We start from the raw sequence: 18156 nt of genomic DNA on the forward strand, positions 1-18156 counted from the left end.
CGGGGGCATGACTATACTCCTTGAATATGTTTGATCTCTTATCCACCTATTGGCCGCATATCCTTGCCGCCCTGTCGATCGTGCTGGGCGCAGCGGCAGCTATCCATGCCGCTATGACCAAGGAGGAAGTTCGCGCCGCCACTGGCTGGGTTGGCGTCATCCTCTTGTCGCCGATCGTCGGCGCGGTGCTTTATGCCATCGCCGGCGTTAACCGCATCCGCAGGGCAACAATCAGTTCCCAACGCAATGTCTTTTACCAAAAAGACGCCTTTGGGGATCTGACGAATTTCGATGCCGATAACGAGACGGTCGCCAGCACCTATGGGGGTCGTTTTCGGGCGATGAAAATCCTCGGCGACCGCGTCGCCCGCCATCCGCTGATGACCGGCAACACGATAGAAATGCTGGAAGATGGCGATGCGGCCTATGCGGCGATGAAGGCTGCTATTGATGGTGCCGAGCGCAGCATCATGCTGGAGACCTATATTTTCGATCGCGACCCTATCGGCTTCAGGATCGCGGACGCCTTGATCGCTGCGGTCAAGCGCGACGTCAGCGTTCGCGTCCTGATCGACGCGGTCGGCGCCCGCTATTCGGTGCCGAGCATTATGGGCCATCTGAAGGATGGGGGCGTTCAGGTCGACGTCTTCAATGGCAACGTCATCATGGGGTTGCGGCTACCCTATGCGAACCTGCGCACGCACCGGAAGATTCTGGTCGTTGACGGGCGTATTGCCTTTACCGGCGGCATGAATATTCGGCAGGGGTTCACACACGAGTTTGCCGGGGCGAACTACGCGCACGATGCGCATTTCTGCGTCACCGGCCCCGTGGTTGCCGATCTCTTTCACATTGCTGCGGAAGACTGGCGTTTTGCGACCGGCGAAGTGCTTCGCGGCGAGCACTGGACTGTTCCGACACCAGCCACACAGCCCGGAGCGCCAGTGCTCATGCGGGTGATTGCCTCAGGGCCGGACCGGAGCGTTGAGACCAATCACAGGATGCTGATAGGCGCCTTTTCGGTGGCGCGCAGTTCGATCCGTATCATGTCGCCCTATTTCCTGCCCGACCGGGAGTTGATCAGTGCCCTGGTGACGGCCGCCCGGCGAGGCGTGGAGGTGGATATCGTCGTACCGGCTGCGAATAATTTGGTGCTGGTCGACCGGGCAATGACAGCGCAGTTTGACCAGATCCTGAAGAACTATTGCCGTATCTGGCGCGCCGAAGGCGCGTTCAATCACTCGAAGCTGCTGACGATCGATGGAACCTGGGCTTATGTCGGCTCATCCAACCTGGATCCGCGCTCGCTTCGTCTCAATTTTGAGGTCGATCTTGAGGTCCTCGATCGGGGTTTTGCCGGCAAGATCGAGGAGCATATCGAAGCCGCATTGCGAACGGCCAAGCCGGTGGAACTCGCCGCGTTGAGAGCCCGGCCATTCGCCGTGCGCCTGCTCGAAAGAATCCTGTGGCTTGGATCGCCTTACCTGTGAGCTGCGTTAATAGGTGGCGAGCGATCGGTATGGCGGACTCGATTGCCGCGCGATAGTATCAATCAATAGCTCCGTCGCATTCTTCGACAACGGAAACGGTCAGCGGACAGATGCAGAAAAAACGTGAGAGCCTCCGCGCAAGCATCATCGAGTCCATAAAAGGCAGGAAGCGCCCCCAAAGCTATTCGACAGGGAAAACGCATCCTACCGGTACGCTCATAGCTTCATACAATGTGCACAAATGCGTTGGCACCGACGGTCGTTTCGATCCGGAGAGGATCAGCCGCGTCATTCACGAGATCGATGCGGATGTCATGGCTTTGCAGGAAGCGGACAGCCGTTTTGGCGAGCGCACGGGCCTGCTCGATCTCCATCGTCTGGAGCGCGAGACCGGCCTCGTTCCCGTACCCGTTTCCGGGGCGCTCAAGGCGCACGGGTGGCACGGCAATGTGATCCTCTTCAAGCAGGGCAAGCTGCGCGATGTGCACCAGGCAAACCTGCCGGGGCTCGAGCCGCGGGGCGCGCTGATTGCTGAGATCGAGTTGGCGCGGGGAGGGACGCTTCGCGTCATCGCCGCCCATCTGGGTCTGTTGCGGCGCTCGCGAGCCCAGCAGGCCCGCATGATCATCGACCTGATGAACAGCCGGGGTGAGAAGACGCCGACTATCCTGCTTGGTGATCTCAATGAGTGGCGTCTCGGCGATCGCTCGTCACTCAATACTTTCCAGTCAGCCTTCGGGCCGCTGCCGGCAGCGGTGCCGAGCTTTCCCGCGGGGCTGCCGATGCTCGCCTTGGACCGCATCATGGCCAACCGCCGGGGTCTGGTCTCGACCGTCGAAGTCCATGCTTCGCCCTTGGCCCGCATCGCATCGGACCATTTGCCGATCAAGGCGATGGTCAGTCTCGAGGCAGCGCATGCCGAAATAGCGGATGAGGAACCATCGCAGAAGTCGGCAGGCGGCCTCTCGTGAGGGGTCTCAGAAACGGTTAGATTGGTTTGGCGACGGCCAGCACGGCGATAATGATGAAGCATATGGCGATAACAGCGATTGCATGACGCACGATCAGCGGAGGCTGCATGATCTTGCCGTTCGCCAACCGTCGCAAGGCGCCGGACTCCATGCCGTGCAGTGCCGAGAGGATCAGAACCGGCACGATCTTGATCATCAGCCAGACGGACGAGTACCACTGCCCCAGGCTCATGAGCGATATGCCGATGATCCAGACAAGGCCGAGCGCGGGCGCTGTAACCATGCGGTCCCAGCGCTGAACGCGGCGAATGAATTGAGCCTCTCGATCGCTCAATCCTCCCAGGCCACCGGACGCGATTGAGAGCGTGAAAGCGAGCAGCAGCATGCCGCCGAGCAAGGTCACGACCACGATGACGTGCGCCGCTTTCAAGTACATATAAAACACCGTCACAGACCTCCCGTGGATTCAGAGACGGCGCAAAGATAGCCGCCGGATCGCCGATAGCAACCCGGCTTTATGCCTCATTCCGGTTTGGCTCGAAACAGCTTCCAACGCGTCGGACGGAAGGCGATACGGCTCTTGTCGAGACCGCCGGCTTTGTCCGGCGGCAATTCGATCTCGACGTGGTTGTGGCGGGCGCCGATATCGATTTCGATATGGCGAGTGCCGGCAACGCGGCGGCTGGCGACATGAAGGCCGGCAATGCAGCCGGAGCATCCTTCGCGAAGCTCGACGTCATGTGGGCGGAAATAGAGCTGAGCTTCGCCATCCGGTTCGCTGCGCGTCGTCAGCCCCAGGGGGCGGTCCTCAAACCAGATCTCGCCGTCAGTCACGCGAACGTCGAGGCAATTGGACTGGCCGATAAAGCCATAGACGAAGGGCGAGACGGGTGAATCATAGATCTCGTCGGGCGTGCCGACCTGCTCGATAGCGCCCTTGTTCAGCACGACCACGCGATCGGCGAGTTCCAGCGCCTCTTCCTGGTCGTGGGTAACGAAGACAGTCGTATGCCCTGTTCGGTCGTGAATCTCGCGCAGCCACTTGCGCAGATCCTTGCGGACTTGGGCGTCGAGCGCGCCGAAGGGTTCGTCAAGGAGCAGCACATTTGGTTCAACTGCCATCGCCCGCGCAAGCGCCACACGCTGCCGTTGGCCGCCGGAAAGCTGCGCCGGATAACGCTTTTCCAGGCCAGCGAGTTGGACGAGATCGAGCAATTCGAGAGCGCGGCGGCGAATTTCCGATCGCGTCGGGCGTCGGGACGAAGGCCGTACCTTGAGACCGAAGGATATGTTTTCCAGCACTGTCATATGGCGGAAGAGTGCGTAATGCTGGAAGACGAAGCCGATGTTGCGCTGCTGCACCGTCTTTTTCGATGCATCCTCGCTGCCGAAGAAGATCTGGCCCTCGGTCGGCGATTCAAGCCCTGCGATCAATCGCAGCAGCGTCGTCTTGCCGGATCCCGAGGGGCCGAGAAGAGCGATCAATTCACTGGACTGGATATCGAGGGAAACATCGTGAAGCGCCGGAAAGCGGCCGAATTCCTTGCGCAAATTTTGAACGCGAACTTCCATCAATCAATCCTTCAGTGACGCCGGCTGGCAGCGATTTCTTCGCTGAAACGAAATTCCAGCAGCGTCTTGAGTACGAGCGTCACCAGCGCAAGCAGGGCGAGAAGGCTCGCCACGGCAAAGGCGCCTGCGAAATTGTAATCATTATAGAGAATTTCGACCTGCAGCGGCATGGTGTTGGTCTCGCCGCGGATGTGGCCCGAAACGACCGATACGGCGCCGAATTCGCCCATGGCGCGGGCGTTACAGAGCAGAACGCCGTAGAGCAGGCCCCATTTTATGTTCGGCAGCGTGACATGCCAGAAAGTCTGCCAGCCGCTGGCGCCAAGCGAAAGTGCCGCTTCCTCATCCGCCGTTCCTTGCTCCTGCATCAGCGGGATCAGCTCGCGGGCGACAAAGGGGAAGGTCACGAACATCGTTGCCAGCACGAGACCCGGCACGGCAAAGAGGATCTTGACGTTATGGGCCTCGAGCCATGGTCCCAGCAGGCTGTTGGATCCGAAGAGCAGCACGAAGACCAGGCCGGCGATAACAGGCGAGACCGAGAACGGCAGGTCGATCAAGGTCGTCAGGAAAGCCTTGCCCTTGAACTCGAACTTGGCGATCGCCCATGCGGCCGCAACGCCGCAGACGAGATTAAGCGGGACGCTGATACCCGCCACGATCAATGTCAGGCGAATGGAGGAGAATGTCTCGGGGTCCTGAAGGGAGCTGAAATATTCTCCGATGCCCTTGCGGAAAGCTTCCACGAAGACCGCCGCCAGCGGCAGAAGCAGGATCAGCGCGAGAAAGACGAACGAGATGATGACCAGAGTCCAGCGGGCGAACATGCGCTCGGTCACGGCGGAATGAAGTTTTTGCGGCGTCGAGGTAAGATCATGCGCCATAGCCGTACCTCCGTCTGCTCCAGGACTGGATGAGATTGATGACAAGAAGTAAGGCAAAGGAGATGACCAGCATCAGCGCGGCGATCGCGGTTGCGGCGGAATAATTATATTCCTCCAGCCGGATGACGATCAGGAGCGGTGCGATCTCGGAGACATAGGGCAGGTTGCCGGCGATGAAGATCACCGATCCGTATTCGCCGACGGCGCGAGCAAAGGCAAGCGCAAAACCGGTCATCACAGCCGGCGCCAGCCCAGGCAGGAGAACGCGCGTGATCGTCTGGAAGCGATTGGCGCCAAGCGTGGCGGCGGCTTCCTCCACCTCTATGTCGATCTCTTCCATGACGGGCTGAACCGTGCGGACCACGAAGGGCAATCCGACGAAGATCAGGGCAATGACAACGCCCGTCGGCGTGAATGCGACCTTGATGCCGAGAGGCGTCAGAAATTGGCCGATCCAGCCGTTGGGTGCGTAGAGCGTCGTCAGTGCGATACCGGCAACAGCTGTCGGCAAAGCAAACGGCAGGTCGACCATGGCATCGATGATGCGCTTTCCCGGAAAGCGATAGCGCACCAGAACCCAGGCGAGCATAACGCCGAAGATCGCGTTGACCACGGCGGCGATCAATGCGCCGCCGAAGCTCATCCGCAATGCCGCGAGCGTGCGCGGATCCGAGGCGATCGACCAGAATTGGGTCCAGCCGAGAGCGCTGGATTTCCAGGCCAGACCGGAGAGGGGAATAAGGACGATGAGGATGAGCCAGATCAAAGTGAGGCTGAGCGCCATTCCAAATCCAGGAATGACGCTCGGCTGTCTGAACCGCCATCGCTTGCGGGCTGCTACAGGCATTAAGTCTTATTGCCCCGGCTTATAGAGCTGATCGAAGAGACCACCATCCCCGAAGAATTTCGGTTGAGCAACCTTCCAGCCGCCAAAATCGTCGATCGTTGCGAGTTTGATGTTTGGAAACCGGGCAATATCCTTCGGATCGGCAGCTTCAGGCTTGATCGGCCGATAGTAGTGAGCCGCAGCGATTTTCTGCCCTTCGTCGCTGTAGAGATAGTTCAGATAGGCTTCGGCTTCCTTGCGGGTGCCCTTCTTGTCGGCGTTACCCTCGACCACTGCAACCGGCGGATCGGCGCGGACGGATACCGATGGCGTCACAATTTCGAATTGATCGGGCCCAAGTTCTTCGAGCGAGAGATAGGCTTCATTTTCCCAGGCGAGCAGCACATCGCCGAGACCGCGCTGGACAAAGGTGGTCGTTGCACCGCGAGCACCGGAATCGAGCACCGGCACATGCTTCAGCAGTTGGCCGAGATATTCGTTCGCCTTATTCTCGTCCCCGCCATTTGCCTGCTTCGCCCAGGCCCAGGCTGCCAGAATGTTCCAGCGAGCGCCACCCGAGGTCTTCGGGTTGGGCGTGATCACCTGGACGCCATCCTTCAAGAGATCGGGCCAATCCTTGATGCCTTTTGGATTGCCCTTGCGGACCAGAAAGACAATCGTCGAGGTGTAGGGCACGCTCTTGTTCGGGAACTTGGTATTCCAGTCAGCCGGGATCTTGTTGGTGGCCTTGGCGATGGCGTCGATATCGCCTTCCAGTGCGAGGGTCACCACATCGGCATCAAGGCCGTCGATGACCGATCGAGCCTGCGCACCGGAGCCGCCATGCGACGACTTGATCTCAAGCGTCTCGCCGGTGTCCTTCTTCCACTTCGCAGCAAAAGCCGCATTGAAATCCTTATACAATTCACGTGTGGGATCGTAAGAGACATTCAGAAGCGTCTTGTCCGCCGCAAAGGCAGGCGCAAGATCCGCCAGGGAAAAACTGCCTATCAGGACTGCGGCCGCGAGGAGCCGGGAGAACCGTATCGTCTGCATGATGACCTCCTTTGTTTATACGGTAACTCTACCAAGTTGGTCGTATAATGTAACGAAGATCGTTCCGGTTCCGCGTCCGGTGTTAGAATCTCATCCCATAGAAGGGCGAAATGTGAAACAGACTTCCCATCCGTTGGCCGCGGCCAACACCCCGCGATCATTTTAACATGCTTGAGAAAGAATCCGCCAGCCTCGCTCCGCTGTATCGGCCACAGCGGGCAAATGGTATCGCGGGGCCAGATTTCGACCAGCGCCCGACGTGAGCGCGGCTATCTTTTCTAACTGTGCGACTCTAGGGACGAAGATTGGTACTCGGGCGGCAGACCCATACAGCGCAATCCCGCCTGTCCCTTGCCGGTACATAGGTCCGTTCGCCGTATCCGCTCCCAAAGCACATTTCGGATGTCGCAACTGCCCGATCGTAGAGGAGGCCGCTCGACCGAGTGCCGGGATATTGCAGGATCACAGCCCCCTGTGCCCTCACCAGCGATTGGACCTCGGAACATGTTTTGTTCATGGTCTGCTGGCGCTGTATGGCTAGCGCCGGTGAGGCAGCGATGGCAAGGAGCGTGGTAAGTGTGATCAGTTCGGCCTTCATGACGGTTCCTTCCGTGACCTATCAGTGCCCATTCTTATCGCCCGATACCCCGGGTCGGCCACCCGATTACCGGGCGCCAGTCGATCATTCGCTGGCGATCCGGATTTGGCTCCCCGTCCGGATATTCCGGCCAATCCCATGGCGACACGAATTCGCCATCCGGTGAAACAAGATGGTCAATTCGTCCCGGCCCGCCGATCTTGTTGGAGATCACGACTGTCCAGCCATCTTTAGCAGCAAATTCCCGCAGTTCGCTGGTCGGTCGCGCCACTGGGATATGGGCGCTCTCGGCGATCCGAAGCAGATAGTCTGTGCTATGGCTCGTAGGGTTCACAGTTGACTATGTATGGCGGGAAAAGCCGCTTGCAAGTCGGCTCAACCCACTCTCACCCAACGGAATACTGCGAAATTCGCTGCGGGCGATTACGCCTTCGGGAAGTCCGCTCCAAGGCTCGCCTCGCGCCATTTTTCGATCAGCGCTAAGCGCTCCTTCAGCTTCTCCGTGACGGCGTTATAGCCGAATTCACCCAGAACGAGATGGCGTGGCGGATTTTCCGTCTCGGTGATACGGATCATTGCCTCGCCGGCGCGCACAGGATCGCCCTGCTGTTTGCCGCTGTTTGCTGCGGTCGTGCGCATTCTCGCGCCCACGATTTCCGCATAATCCTCGATCAGGTTCGGGGTCTGCTTCAGTGAGCGACCGGCCCAGTCGGTGCGGAACGGGCCCGGCTCGACGCAGGTGGCCTTGATGCCGAGCGGTGCGCCTTCGATCGCAAGCGCGTCGGTAAAGCCTTCGACGGCATGCTTGCTGGCGGCGTAGTAGCCCGAGCCCGGAAAGCCGATGAGGCCGGCAACAGAGGTAATGTTGATCACATGGCCCTTGCGATGCTTTCGCATCAGCGGCAGGACGGCGCGCGTAAGCGCAAAGAGGCCGAAGACGTTGGCGTCGAACTGGGCACGGATTTCGTCTTCCTCGCCTTCCTCGATACTCGCCTGATAGCCGTAGCCGGCATTGTTGACCAGGACATCGATGCGACCGAAGCGGTCTTCGGCAGCCTTGACGGCGGCAGCGACCTCGCTTGCATCCGTCACGTCGAGATCGAGCGCCAGCGTATTCGTTTGAGCGCTTTCAACAAGGTCGGCGAGGCTGTTCTTGTTTCTGGCGGTGACGACGGTTGGCCAGCCGCGGGCGATGACGAGCTTTGCAAGCTCGCGACCGAAGCCTGTGGAGCAGCCGGTGATGAACCAAACGGGGAGGGAATGCTCTGACATGGCAATTTTCCAACTTCAATATGGAGGGATGGCAGCGGATAACGCTGCCGGGGGAGATTATCCGTCGAAACTAGAACAGATTTCGGTTTGTTCAATCGATAAACGCAATGCGCCGTTTGCGCCGCACTGCCGATTCATCAGAATCCCGTGAATGCCCGTCGGCTTCATAGGTCAAAGCCGCTTCTCCCGTGGCTTCATGTCGGCGGGATGGTCGATTCTAAAAATCGCTCGCCGCGACCGGAAGCGCGCGCTTATGCGCCGTCGTATGGTAGGTCGACAGGATGCGCTGCCGGGCCGCCTCGTCGATCGGCTTGCCCTCCAGGAAATCGTCGATCTGGTCGTAAGTGACGCCATAGGCATCTTCGTCCGGTCGAAGCGGGCGGTTGCTTTCCAGATCGGCGGTCGGCACCTTGAAGACCAGTTCCTCCGGAGCGCCCAGCGTTTTAGCCACCAGCCTGACCCGGCGCTTGTTGAGACCGGCGAGCGGCAGGATGTCGGCCGCGCCGTCGCCGAATTTCGTGAAGAAGCCCATGACCGCCTCCGCGGCATGATCCGTCCCGATCACGATGCCACGCAAGGCGCCGGCGAGCGCAAACTGCGCAATCATGCGTTGGCGAGCCTTTATGTTGCCGAGAATGAAATCCTCTTCGCCGGCATTCGCAAAGCTCAGGCCGCCCTGTTTTGCGGCTTTCAGCATGGCGTCGGCCGCATCCTTGATATTGACAGTCACATTACGATCCGCGCCGATTGTATTCAACGCGCGCTGGGCATCGTCTTCGTCGGCCTGCGTGCCATAAGGCAGTCGGACAGCGACAAATTCGGCGGCATGGCCGCTCTCGCGCAATTGTCTCGCAGCCCGCTGCGCCAGCATGGCGGCTGTCAGCGAATCCACTCCACCGCTGATGCCTAGGACGAAGGTCTTCATGCCGCTTGCAACCAGATATTCCTTGAGAAAGGCAGTGCGCCGCTCGATCTCGTCGCCAGCATCAAATTTGGCGGTCACGCCCAGTTCCCGGATAATCTGGTCCTGCTCATTGGCTGTCACACTCATTTCGGCTCCTTCGGCGACACGGCTGCCCTTTATAGATCATGGCGGGCGGTGGGGGCGAGTGGAAGAGTAAAAATGAGTCACTCGGACTGGTGCCGCGCGGCCGCTATGTCGCCGCCCTGAGGTCCGCGGAGATAGCAAAGCGCTGTTTCGATCGATTGTGGGAGGAGAGAAAAATTCTAGAGATCGATGGAAGCAGGGAGGACTGTTGCTCGTGTGCCCAGGGTTCGTCTTCTACTCTGGCGTCGTTCTTTAAATCGTCTCGGGGGAATTTCATGTTTCGCTCATTCGCGCTCGGCGCGGCTTTCGCAATTGTGCTGTCGGGTCAGGCTCTTGCCGACCCGCCGACAACCATCCTGAACGCCTCCTATGATGTCTCGCGCGAGCTGTTCGTCGCGATAAACAAGGCTTTCATCCCGAAATACAAGGCCGATACGGGCAAGGATCTGACGATCAAGCAGTCGCATGGAGGATCGTCCGCGCAGGCCCGAGCCGTTATTGAAGGCCTTGACGCCGATGTGGTGACGCTCAACCAGATCACCGACATCGAGAAGCTTGCAGAAAGCAATCTGGTCTCGAAGGATTGGCAAAAGGAGTTTCCCAACAACGCTTCACCCTTCTATTCCTTTCCGTCCTTCCTGGTCCGAGCCGGCAACCCGAAGAATATCAAGAATTGGGACGATCTTGTCCGCGACGACGTGAAGGTCATCTTTCCGAACCCGAAGACCTCGGGCAACGCCCGCTATACCTATCTCGCTGCCTTTGCCTTTGCCAAACAGGCCTATGGCAACGACGATGCCAAGGCGACTGCTTTCGTGAAGAAGCTTTTCGACAATGTACCGGTGTTCGACAATGGCGGGCGCGCCGCGACGACGAGCTTCGTCCAGCGTGAACAGGGCGATGTCCTCGTCACTTTCGAATCCGAAACTCGCGGTATCGCCAAGGAATTCGGCACCGACAAGGTGCAGGTCGTTACGCCGCCTGTGAGCCTGCTGGCGGAGTTCCCGGTCGCGATCGTCAACAAGGTCGTGGATGCTCGCGGCTCGCGCGAAATCGCCAAGTCCTATCTCGACTTTCTCTATTCGACGGATGGACAGCGTGTTCTTGCAGAGAACGGAAATCGGGTGAACGATCCAGCCGTTGCGGCCGAATTCAAGGATCAGTTTCCGCAGATCCAGCTGCTGAAGGTCGAGGACGTCTTCGGCTCCTGGGACAAGGTGCAGAAAGATCACTTCGCTTCCGGCGCCCTGCTCGATCAGATCTACGGGAAGCGCTGAACAATAGAAATTGCCAAACAAAACAACCTTCGGGGAGGGTGACTTCTCCGAAGGTTGTAGTGAAGTAGCAGAGCTTCTCTTTGACCTGTTCAAGCTTGCCCTGTACAGAGCTGTCAGAAAGAAATCCCGTGCCCGAGAATTTGAAACAGCCATCAGATAATGGAGGACTGAATATGAGCCTGCGCATCAACGATATCGCTCCTGATTTTACTGCCGACACGACCCAGGGATCCATCGGGTTTCATGACTGGGTCGGCAATGGTTGGGCCGTTCTCTTCTCTCATCCGAAGAATTTCACGCCTGTATGCACGACCGAGCTCGGCACAATGGCCGGCCTGGAAGGCGAGTTCACCAAGCGTGGCGTCAAGATCATCGGCATTTCGGTCGATCCTGTCGAAAGCCATGCCAAGTGGAAGAGCGATATCCGCACGGCGACCGGCTTCGACGTCGAATATCCGCTGATCGGCGACAAGGATCTGAACGTCGCCAAGCTCTATGACATGCTGCCGGCTGGCGCCGGCGATAGCTCCGAGGGCCGCACGCCTGCTGACAATGCCACGGTGCGCTCCGTCTTCGTCATCGGTCCCGACAAGAAGATCAAGCTGATCCTCACCTATCCGATGACGACCGGCCGCAACTTCAATGAAATTCTCCGCGCCATCGATTCCATCCAGCTGACGTCGAAGCACCAGGTTGCCACCCCGGCGAACTGGCAGCAGGGCGAAGACGTTATCATCACGGCCGCCGTTTCGAACGAGGACGCCATCACCCGCTTCGGTTCGTTCGATACCGTGCTTCCCTATCTGCGCAAGACCAAGCAGCCCGCGAACTGATCGCGCCGAGCTTGGCGGCCACGACGTTCCCTTCCGCAATCGTGGAAGGGAACTTTTGACAGCGATCTCTCAATGAACGCTGTGAAGGTGCTGCCCAGGGATCGCGGAAAGAAGCTCCCGCGTATAGGGGTGTTCCGGGTTGTTGATCAGCTTGGCGGCCGGTTTGATTTCGACGATCTCGCCTTGCCGCATCACAGCGATGCGATCGCAAACCTGCGCCGCGACATGCAGGTCATGGGTGATGAAAAGCATCGCCAGATTGAGCCTGCCTTTCAGCTCTTCCAATAATTTCAGCACCTGCGCCTGCACGGTGACATCAAGTGCGGAAACGGATTCGTCCGCGACCAGCACATCCGGCTTCAATGCCAGCGCGCGGGCAAGACCGATGCGCTGGCGCTGGCCGCCGGAAAACTCGTGCGGCAGGCGATCTGCAGAGCGGGGATCGAGGCCGACCAGCATCAGCAGGTGCTGCGCCTCCTTGAATGCCGCATCATACCCGACGCCATGGGCGAGGGGGCCGTCGGCGATGCTGAGGCCGACCTTGCGGCGCGGATTGAGCGAGGCAAATGGATCCTGAAAGACCATCTGGATTTTCTGCCGTGCCTTGCGCAGCTCGCTGCCCCTGAACTGGGTGAAATCGCTGTTCGACAGCATGACCTTGCCGCTATCCGGCTCGACCAGCCGCGTTATGAGGCGGGCAACGGTGGATTTTCCGGAACCGGATTCGCCGATCAGCCCAAGCGTCTCGCCGCGGCGAATCTCGAAGCTGACATTCTTGACGGCCTGCGTGCGACGCTTCGGCTGCAGGAAGCCACCGCCGGAAATATAGGTCTTGCAGAGATTTTCGACCGCAAAGGCAACGGGCTGAGCCTCTACGGGTTCGCGCTCCGGCGGCGTCGCCGAGGGTACGGCCGCCAGCAGCGCCTTGGTGTAATCCTGCGTCGGCTGCGTGAGCACTGCTTCAGCTGTTCCCTGCTCGACCACTAGCCCTTTCTGCAGGACCAGAACCCTGTCGGCGATATCGGCGACCACGCCGAAATCATGGGTGATGAAGATGACCGACATGCCGCGGCGCTGCTGGATATCGCGGATCAGCCTGAGAATCTGCGCCTGGGTGGTGACATCGAGCGCGGTGGTCGGCTCGTCCGCGATCAGGACTTTGGGTTCGAGCGCCAATGCCATGGCGATCATTGCACGCTGGCGCTGGCCGCCGGAAAGCTGGTGCGGATAGGAGCGCACGATACGCTCTGGGTTGGGTAGCCCGACTTCCGTTGCGAGCTTGATGGCGCGTTCCGTCCGCTCCTTCTCCGTCAGCAAACCATGTGCCTCGAAGACCTCCGCGATCTGATCACCAATCCTCATGGACGGGTTGAGCGCCGTCATAGGCTCCTGAAAGATCATCGAGACACGCTTGCCGCGCAGGTCGCGAAGCGTGAAGGGCGATGCGGTCAGAAGATTGCTGCCCTCGAAGATGATTTCGCCTTTTTCAACACCGATCACCTTCGGCAACAACCCCATGATCGTCTGCGCGCAAAGCGATTTTCCGGATCCGGACTCGCCAACGATGCAAAGGATCTCCCGCTCTGCCAGATCGAAACTCAGTCCCTGCAGTGCATGTTTCCGGTCCGCGCCCGCAGGCAAGGTCAGTGTCAGATCACGGACAGACAGAACGGGGGAACTGCTCATGGTCATTCCTCAATATCCCAGGGCGACGCCGTCTTTGCGGTGATCGGAAGCGCCGAGAAGCACACCGCGTTCGTGATCGATCACGATGGCCTGGCAGCCGCCGAGCGGCTCATCCGCCCATTCGGTTACATGACCGCGGCGCTCAAGATCCTGGCGCACGTCTTCCGATATGGTTGGCTCGAGCGCCAGCTTACCGCCGTAGCAGAAGCTGCGGGGCTGGTCGCTTGCCTGCTGCGGATCGAGATCGCGGTCGAGTATCTGGCTCAGCATATGCGCGTGACCGACGGCCTGATATTGCCCGCCCATGACGCCGAAGCTCATGCGCGGTTTCCCGTCTTCCATCAGCATTGCCGGAATGATCGTATGGAACGGCAGCTTGGACGGCCCGATCGCGTTGGGATGGCCTTCCTTGACAACGAAACCGGCACCGCGGTTCTGCAACAGAACGCCGCTGCGGGGTGCGTATATGCCGCTGCCGAATGCGAAGAAGACCGAGTTGATCAGGGAAATCGCATTGCCGTCGCCATCGACGACCGAAACATAGACCGTGTCCTTATGTGTCGGACCATCCCAAATGGATGCATCGGCGGCGCGCTCCAGGCTGATTTCCCGGCGCATGGCATCGATCGACCGGTCCGAAAGCAAATCGCCGATGTCGAAGGTGACGTGCTGCGGATCGGCGATCAGCTGGTCGCGCTTGGCATAGGCGGCCTTCGTCGCCTCTGCCAGAAGATGGATGCGATCAGCCTCGGTCAGCTTGGGATCGCGCAGGTCGAAGCCATCGAGGATGCGGGTGATGAGGAGCGCCGCGAGGCCCTGGCCATTTGGCGGGCATTCGAGGAGATCGCGGCCGCGATATTTTGCGGTGATCGGGTTGGTCTCGAAGGCGCTGTAGCTCGAAAAATCGCTTTCTTCATGCAGGCCCCCGAGCGACCGGAGAAGTGCTGTAATTTCCTCCGCAACCGCTCCGCGATAAAAAGCGTCCCGGCCATGGCTGGCGATCGACTTCAGCGTCGCGGCAAGGGCAGGATTGGTCATGCGCTCGCCGGTGCGCGGTGCGCGGCCGTTCGGCAGGAAATAGGCAGCGGATGCCGGATATTTGGCGACGCGGTCGCTATAGCGTACCCAGTCCAGCTCAACGCGCGGGGTGATGCAATATCCATCCTGTGCTGCCGCGATTGCCGGTGCAAGGACCCGGCCCATGTCAAGGCGGCCATAGGCGCCGATCAGCTTGCACCAGGCGTCAACGGCACCCGGAACGGTCACGGCATGCGGGCTATCGTCCGGAATGGATGTGAAGCCCTTCTCAAGATAGTAGTCCAGGGTCGCCTTCTGCGGCGAGCGGCCGGAGCCGTTGAGCGCGACCGGTTTGCCGCCGGCAGCGCAATAAAGCGCAAAGCAATCGCCGCCGATGCCTGTCATATGCGGATCGATGACGCCCTGCAGGGCAACGGCTGCAACCGCGGCATCCACGGCACTGCCGCCGGCGCGCAGGATATCGACTGCTGCCAACGTCGCCTGCGGGTGAGATGTGGCGGCCATGCCTCGGTCGGAAATAGCGACCGAACGGCCGGGCTTGAAGAAATCGCGCTGCATACTCCGAATATCCTCTTCATGCTTCGTCTGGCTGCGCTCCCGGCGCGGCCGGCTCATTATGCAATTCGTCCAGTTATGTTCTAAGCCGTTTTTTCCATCATGGAAGCGACCGCAAGTTCAGTGCGCCCCGGAATTTCGAACAATGTCTCGCGCAATCTCTCCATGGCAATGGCAATGGCGCCGAAGAGCCCTGCCTGGCTTCCAAGCGGACTGATGGTGCAGGAGAGCGGCACGGGTACACAGCGTGCGAGATGGAAGGTGATCCGCTCGACAAGTTCGGGCCGCGCTCCGACGCTGCCGCCGAAGATCACCATTTCAGGGTCGACGATGGCAGAGATGGCAACCAGCGCGGTCGCCACCACCCGCGCGACTTCGTCGATCACTGTTGCCGCGAGGGGATCGTCCTTGCGCTCGAAAAGCTCGCGAACGGTGAGGCCCGGCGCGCCGCCCATGGCTTCATAGCGTCCGCGAATGGCGATACTGCCGATGGATGATTCCAGTGCGCCGGCCGTGAAAGTCCGCGAGTCGAACGGGTCGGCCCCGATAGGAAGGGTGGAAATTTCGCCGGCCGCACCCCTGGCCCCGCGGATGATGCGGCCCTCGTTGACGATGCCCATGCCGATGCCCGTGCCGAGCGCGACAAAGACGAAATTGTCGATGTTGCGGCCGTTTCCAAGCCATTGCTCGCCCTTGGCGGCCATATTGACGTCGTTCTCGATCAGGATTTCATAGCCGAGCCGCTTCTTCAGCGCTGCTTCAAAATCGAGATCCGTCAGGCCGGCGATATTCGGCACCATTGTCAGGTGACGGTTTCTCGGATGCACGGCACCCGGAATGCCGATGGCTCCCACTTTCACGCTCTTCTGCGCGACACCTGTCTTGTCGATGAGCGCATCGCTGATGCGGGCCACTTGCTCGATAATGCGCTCGCCACCGCGTCCATCCGTCGGCTCGACGATTTCGCCGACGATCGTGCCGCTGAGATCGGCCAGCGCGGCATGGACCTTCGTTCCGCCGACATCGACGCCAAAAACAAAAGCTTTCCGCGGTTCAGGCTCGTAGGTGATGGCGCTTCGACCGATCGTTCCCTGTGTACGGCCGGTCACGCGCAGCCAGCCATCATCCTCTAGATCACGGACGATCTCCGACATGCTTTGTTTCGAAAGGCCGGTCAGCCGGGCCAACTCTGCGCGGGAAATAGGGGCGTTCTCGAAAACGGCCCGCAAGACGGTTCGAGATGTGATCTGCCGGGTCAGGAGCGCGGAATTTGAAATATCTGTCATGATCCAAATTTTTTAGTCAGTTTCGGGAACAAATTATCGCAATGAAGTCGACCGTCAAGCGCAATTTTAATCGTTTTGACTAGTTTTTAGACGCCGCCTAATCTTTTAGCTAATATTTAGTCAGGCTGCTTTACAATGGGCGAAAATCATGCATGACTTGGGTCGGTACAAAAAGCTCAGCAGGGGAGCCGGGATGCCCTCGAGGCTCGCCACAGGAGGATAATTATGGGAACTTCTATAAAGGCCTTTACGGTGGCGGCCGCCATCGCCATGGGAATTGGTTCTGCAAATGCAGCGACGCTGAAAGTCGGGCTGCAGGACGATCCGGACGCATTGGATCCGGCGACCAGCGGCACCTACACCGCGCGTATCGTTTTTGCCGCGATGTGCGACAAGCTCGTCGATATCGATGCCAAGCTCAACATCGTGCCGCAGCTCGCGACCGCCTGGACCTGGAACGACAAGGGTACTGATGTGACGTTTACGCTGCGCAGCGGCGTGACCTTCCAGGATGGCACGCCTTTCGATGCCGCGGCGGTCAAGTTCAACATCGAACGCATGAAGACCATGAAGGAGTCGAACCGCAAGGCCGAACTCGCTCCGGTCGATAGCGTCGAGGTTGTGGATCCGACGCATGTCACCTTCCACCTGAAGGGACCGTTCTCTCCATTGCTTTCCGTGCTCAGCGATCGCGCCGGCATGATGGTATCGCCGACGGCTGTTCAAAAGGGCGGCGAATTCTCGACAAATCCGGTCTGCTCCGGTCCCTACCAGCTGAAGGACCGCAAGGCGCGCGACTCCATCACTCTCGACAAGTATCCGGGATACTGGAATGCCGCCCAGATCGGCTATGACCAGGTCCAGTACCTCATCATTCCGGATTCCACCGTGCGCCTGTCGCGTGTGCAGGCCGGCGATCTCGATGTCGCCGAGCGCATTGCGCCGACCGATCTCGCGACCGTCCGCTCCGACAACAAGCTCGCGCTGCATTCTTCCCCCGGCCTTGCTGTTTCGCATCTGATGATCAACGTCGGCAACGGCGACAAGGCCAAGACGCCGATCGGAACCGATCCGCGTCTGCGCAAGGCGCTGGAGCTGTCGCTTGACCGGAATGTGATCAATCAGGTCGCCTTCAACGGTGAGTTCATCCCCGACAACCAGATGATCCCGCCGTCAAGCGCCTTCTATAGCAAGTCGCATCCGATCCCTGCCCGTGATATCGACAAGGCGAAGGCATTGATCGCCGAAGTCGGCGGTCCGGCACCGAAGATCGAGATCACCTTCGAGAATTCGTTGACCGACGGTCGTGTGGCTCAGATTATCCAGTCGCTGGCAAGCGAAGCCGGATTCCAGGTCGACCTGCTGCCGCTTGAGACCACCTCGGCCATCCAGCGCTATCTCGCCGGCGATTTCCAGGCCTATATCGGCAACTGGAGCGGTCGCGCCGACCCCGATCCGACACTCTATGCGTTCTTCGGGTCCGACGGCAGCCAGAACGTCAACAAGTACAAGAATCCCGAGATGGATAAGACGCTGGTGGCCGCTCGCCAGGCCTCTGACGATGCGACACGCAAGCAGCTCTATGAAAAGGCGACCAATATCTATCTCAACGATCTGTCGTCGATCCCACTCTATCACCCGAACTGGTTCTATGCCTCGCGTGCAGAGGTCTCGGGCATCACGATCTATCCGGATGGCCTGCTGCGTCTGACGGGCGTAAAGCCTGCCAAGTAAGCGCTGATCTGCGAGGGACAGCGCGGAAAC

General features: G+C 59.6%; 15 protein-coding genes. 5 read left to right on the forward strand and 10 right to left on the reverse strand.

Annotation, left to right across the window (positions count from 1 at the left end):
* Positions 1 to 26 precede the first annotated feature (26 nt).
* Both DTW90_RS26640 and DTW90_RS26645 read left to right on the forward strand, forming a co-directional pair.
* Entirely contained in the window at positions 27 to 1490 is a 1464-nt protein-coding gene (locus tag DTW90_RS26640) for a phosphatidylserine/phosphatidylglycerophosphate/cardiolipin synthase family protein (protein WP_149342350.1), read from the forward strand.
* Positions 1491 to 1600: 110 nt separating this feature from the next.
* Positions 1601 to 2461 carry an endonuclease/exonuclease/phosphatase family protein gene (locus tag DTW90_RS26645; protein WP_132524473.1) on the forward strand — a complete coding sequence of 287 codons (861 nt, stop codon included), beginning with the start codon at positions 1601 to 1603 and terminating at the stop codon, positions 2459 to 2461.
* A 16-nt stretch (positions 2462 to 2477) separates the two neighbouring features.
* Here DTW90_RS26645 and DTW90_RS26650 read toward each other — a convergent pair whose 3' ends face one another.
* The 7 genes from DTW90_RS26650 to nadE all read right to left on the reverse strand — a co-directional run bounded on the left by DTW90_RS26650 (position 2478) and on the right by nadE (position 9720).
* Entirely contained in the window at positions 2478 to 2897 is a 420-nt protein-coding gene (locus tag DTW90_RS26650) for a CopD family protein (protein ID WP_132524472.1), read from the reverse strand.
* Between the two features lie 86 nt (positions 2898 to 2983).
* Positions 2984 to 4033: a sulfate/molybdate ABC transporter ATP-binding protein gene (locus tag DTW90_RS26655; RefSeq protein WP_132524471.1), complete on the reverse strand. Its 1050-nt coding sequence runs from the start codon at positions 4031 to 4033 to the stop codon at positions 2984 to 2986.
* A gap of 11 nt (positions 4034 to 4044) precedes the next feature.
* Positions 4045 to 4917: a sulfate ABC transporter permease subunit CysW gene (cysW, locus tag DTW90_RS26660; RefSeq protein ID WP_132524470.1), complete on the reverse strand. Its 873-nt coding sequence runs from the start codon at positions 4915 to 4917 to the stop codon at positions 4045 to 4047.
* Positions 4907 to 5764 (reverse strand): sulfate ABC transporter permease subunit CysT, encoded by an 858-nt coding sequence (gene cysT, locus DTW90_RS26665; protein ID WP_149342261.1) that lies wholly within the window; start codon positions 5762 to 5764, stop codon positions 4907 to 4909. The genes cysW and cysT overlap by 11 nt, the downstream gene beginning before the upstream one ends.
* Before the next feature lie 6 nt (positions 5765 to 5770).
* Positions 5771 to 6799 carry a sulfate ABC transporter substrate-binding protein gene (locus tag DTW90_RS26670; RefSeq protein ID WP_132524468.1) on the reverse strand — a complete coding sequence of 343 codons (1029 nt, stop codon included), beginning with the start codon at positions 6797 to 6799 and terminating at the stop codon, positions 5771 to 5773.
* A 1021-nt stretch (positions 6800 to 7820) separates the two neighbouring features.
* Complete coding sequence (locus tag DTW90_RS26680; RefSeq protein ID WP_149342263.1) at positions 7821 to 8669, reverse strand: oxidoreductase; 849 nt, start codon at positions 8667 to 8669, stop codon at positions 7821 to 7823.
* 217 nt (positions 8670 to 8886) lie between these two features.
* On the reverse strand, positions 8887 to 9720 hold the full coding sequence (gene nadE, locus DTW90_RS26685) for an ammonia-dependent NAD(+) synthetase (RefSeq protein ID WP_149342265.1): 834 nt from the start codon (positions 9718 to 9720) through the stop codon (positions 8887 to 8889).
* 272 nt (positions 9721 to 9992) lie between these two features.
* Between nadE and DTW90_RS26690 the strand changes: the two genes are divergently transcribed.
* Both DTW90_RS26690 and DTW90_RS26695 read left to right on the forward strand, forming a co-directional pair.
* Entirely contained in the window at positions 9993 to 10994 is a 1002-nt protein-coding gene (locus DTW90_RS26690; protein WP_149342267.1) for a sulfate ABC transporter substrate-binding protein, read from the forward strand.
* A gap of 173 nt (positions 10995 to 11167) precedes the next feature.
* Positions 11168 to 11827, forward strand: a complete 660-nt coding sequence (locus DTW90_RS26695; protein ID WP_132524463.1) for a peroxiredoxin — start codon at positions 11168 to 11170, stop codon at positions 11825 to 11827.
* A gap of 69 nt (positions 11828 to 11896) precedes the next feature.
* Here DTW90_RS26695 and DTW90_RS26700 read toward each other — a convergent pair whose 3' ends face one another.
* The 3 genes from DTW90_RS26700 to DTW90_RS26710 all read right to left on the reverse strand — a co-directional run bounded on the left by DTW90_RS26700 (position 11897) and on the right by DTW90_RS26710 (position 16392).
* Positions 11897 to 13513, reverse strand: a complete 1617-nt coding sequence (locus tag DTW90_RS26700) for an ABC transporter ATP-binding protein (RefSeq protein WP_149342268.1) — start codon at positions 13511 to 13513, stop codon at positions 11897 to 11899.
* A gap of 9 nt (positions 13514 to 13522) precedes the next feature.
* Complete coding sequence (gene ggt, locus DTW90_RS26705; RefSeq protein WP_149342270.1) at positions 13523 to 15109, reverse strand: gamma-glutamyltransferase; 1587 nt, start codon at positions 15107 to 15109, stop codon at positions 13523 to 13525.
* An 80-nt stretch (positions 15110 to 15189) separates the two neighbouring features.
* Positions 15190 to 16392 carry an ROK family transcriptional regulator gene (locus DTW90_RS26710; protein ID WP_149342272.1) on the reverse strand — a complete coding sequence of 401 codons (1203 nt, stop codon included), beginning with the start codon at positions 16390 to 16392 and terminating at the stop codon, positions 15190 to 15192.
* Positions 16393 to 16617: 225 nt separating this feature from the next.
* On the opposite strand from DTW90_RS26710, the gene DTW90_RS26715 reads away from it, so the two are divergent.
* The gene (locus DTW90_RS26715; RefSeq protein WP_132524460.1) at positions 16618 to 18126 is read left to right on the forward strand and encodes an ABC transporter substrate-binding protein; all 1509 of its coding nucleotides are present in this window, start codon (positions 16618 to 16620) and stop codon (positions 18124 to 18126) included.
* Positions 18127 to 18156 lie beyond the last annotated feature (30 nt).

Source organism: Neorhizobium sp. P12A (genome assembly GCF_008365395.1).
GTDB lineage: Bacteria > Pseudomonadota > Alphaproteobacteria > Rhizobiales > Rhizobiaceae > Rhizobium.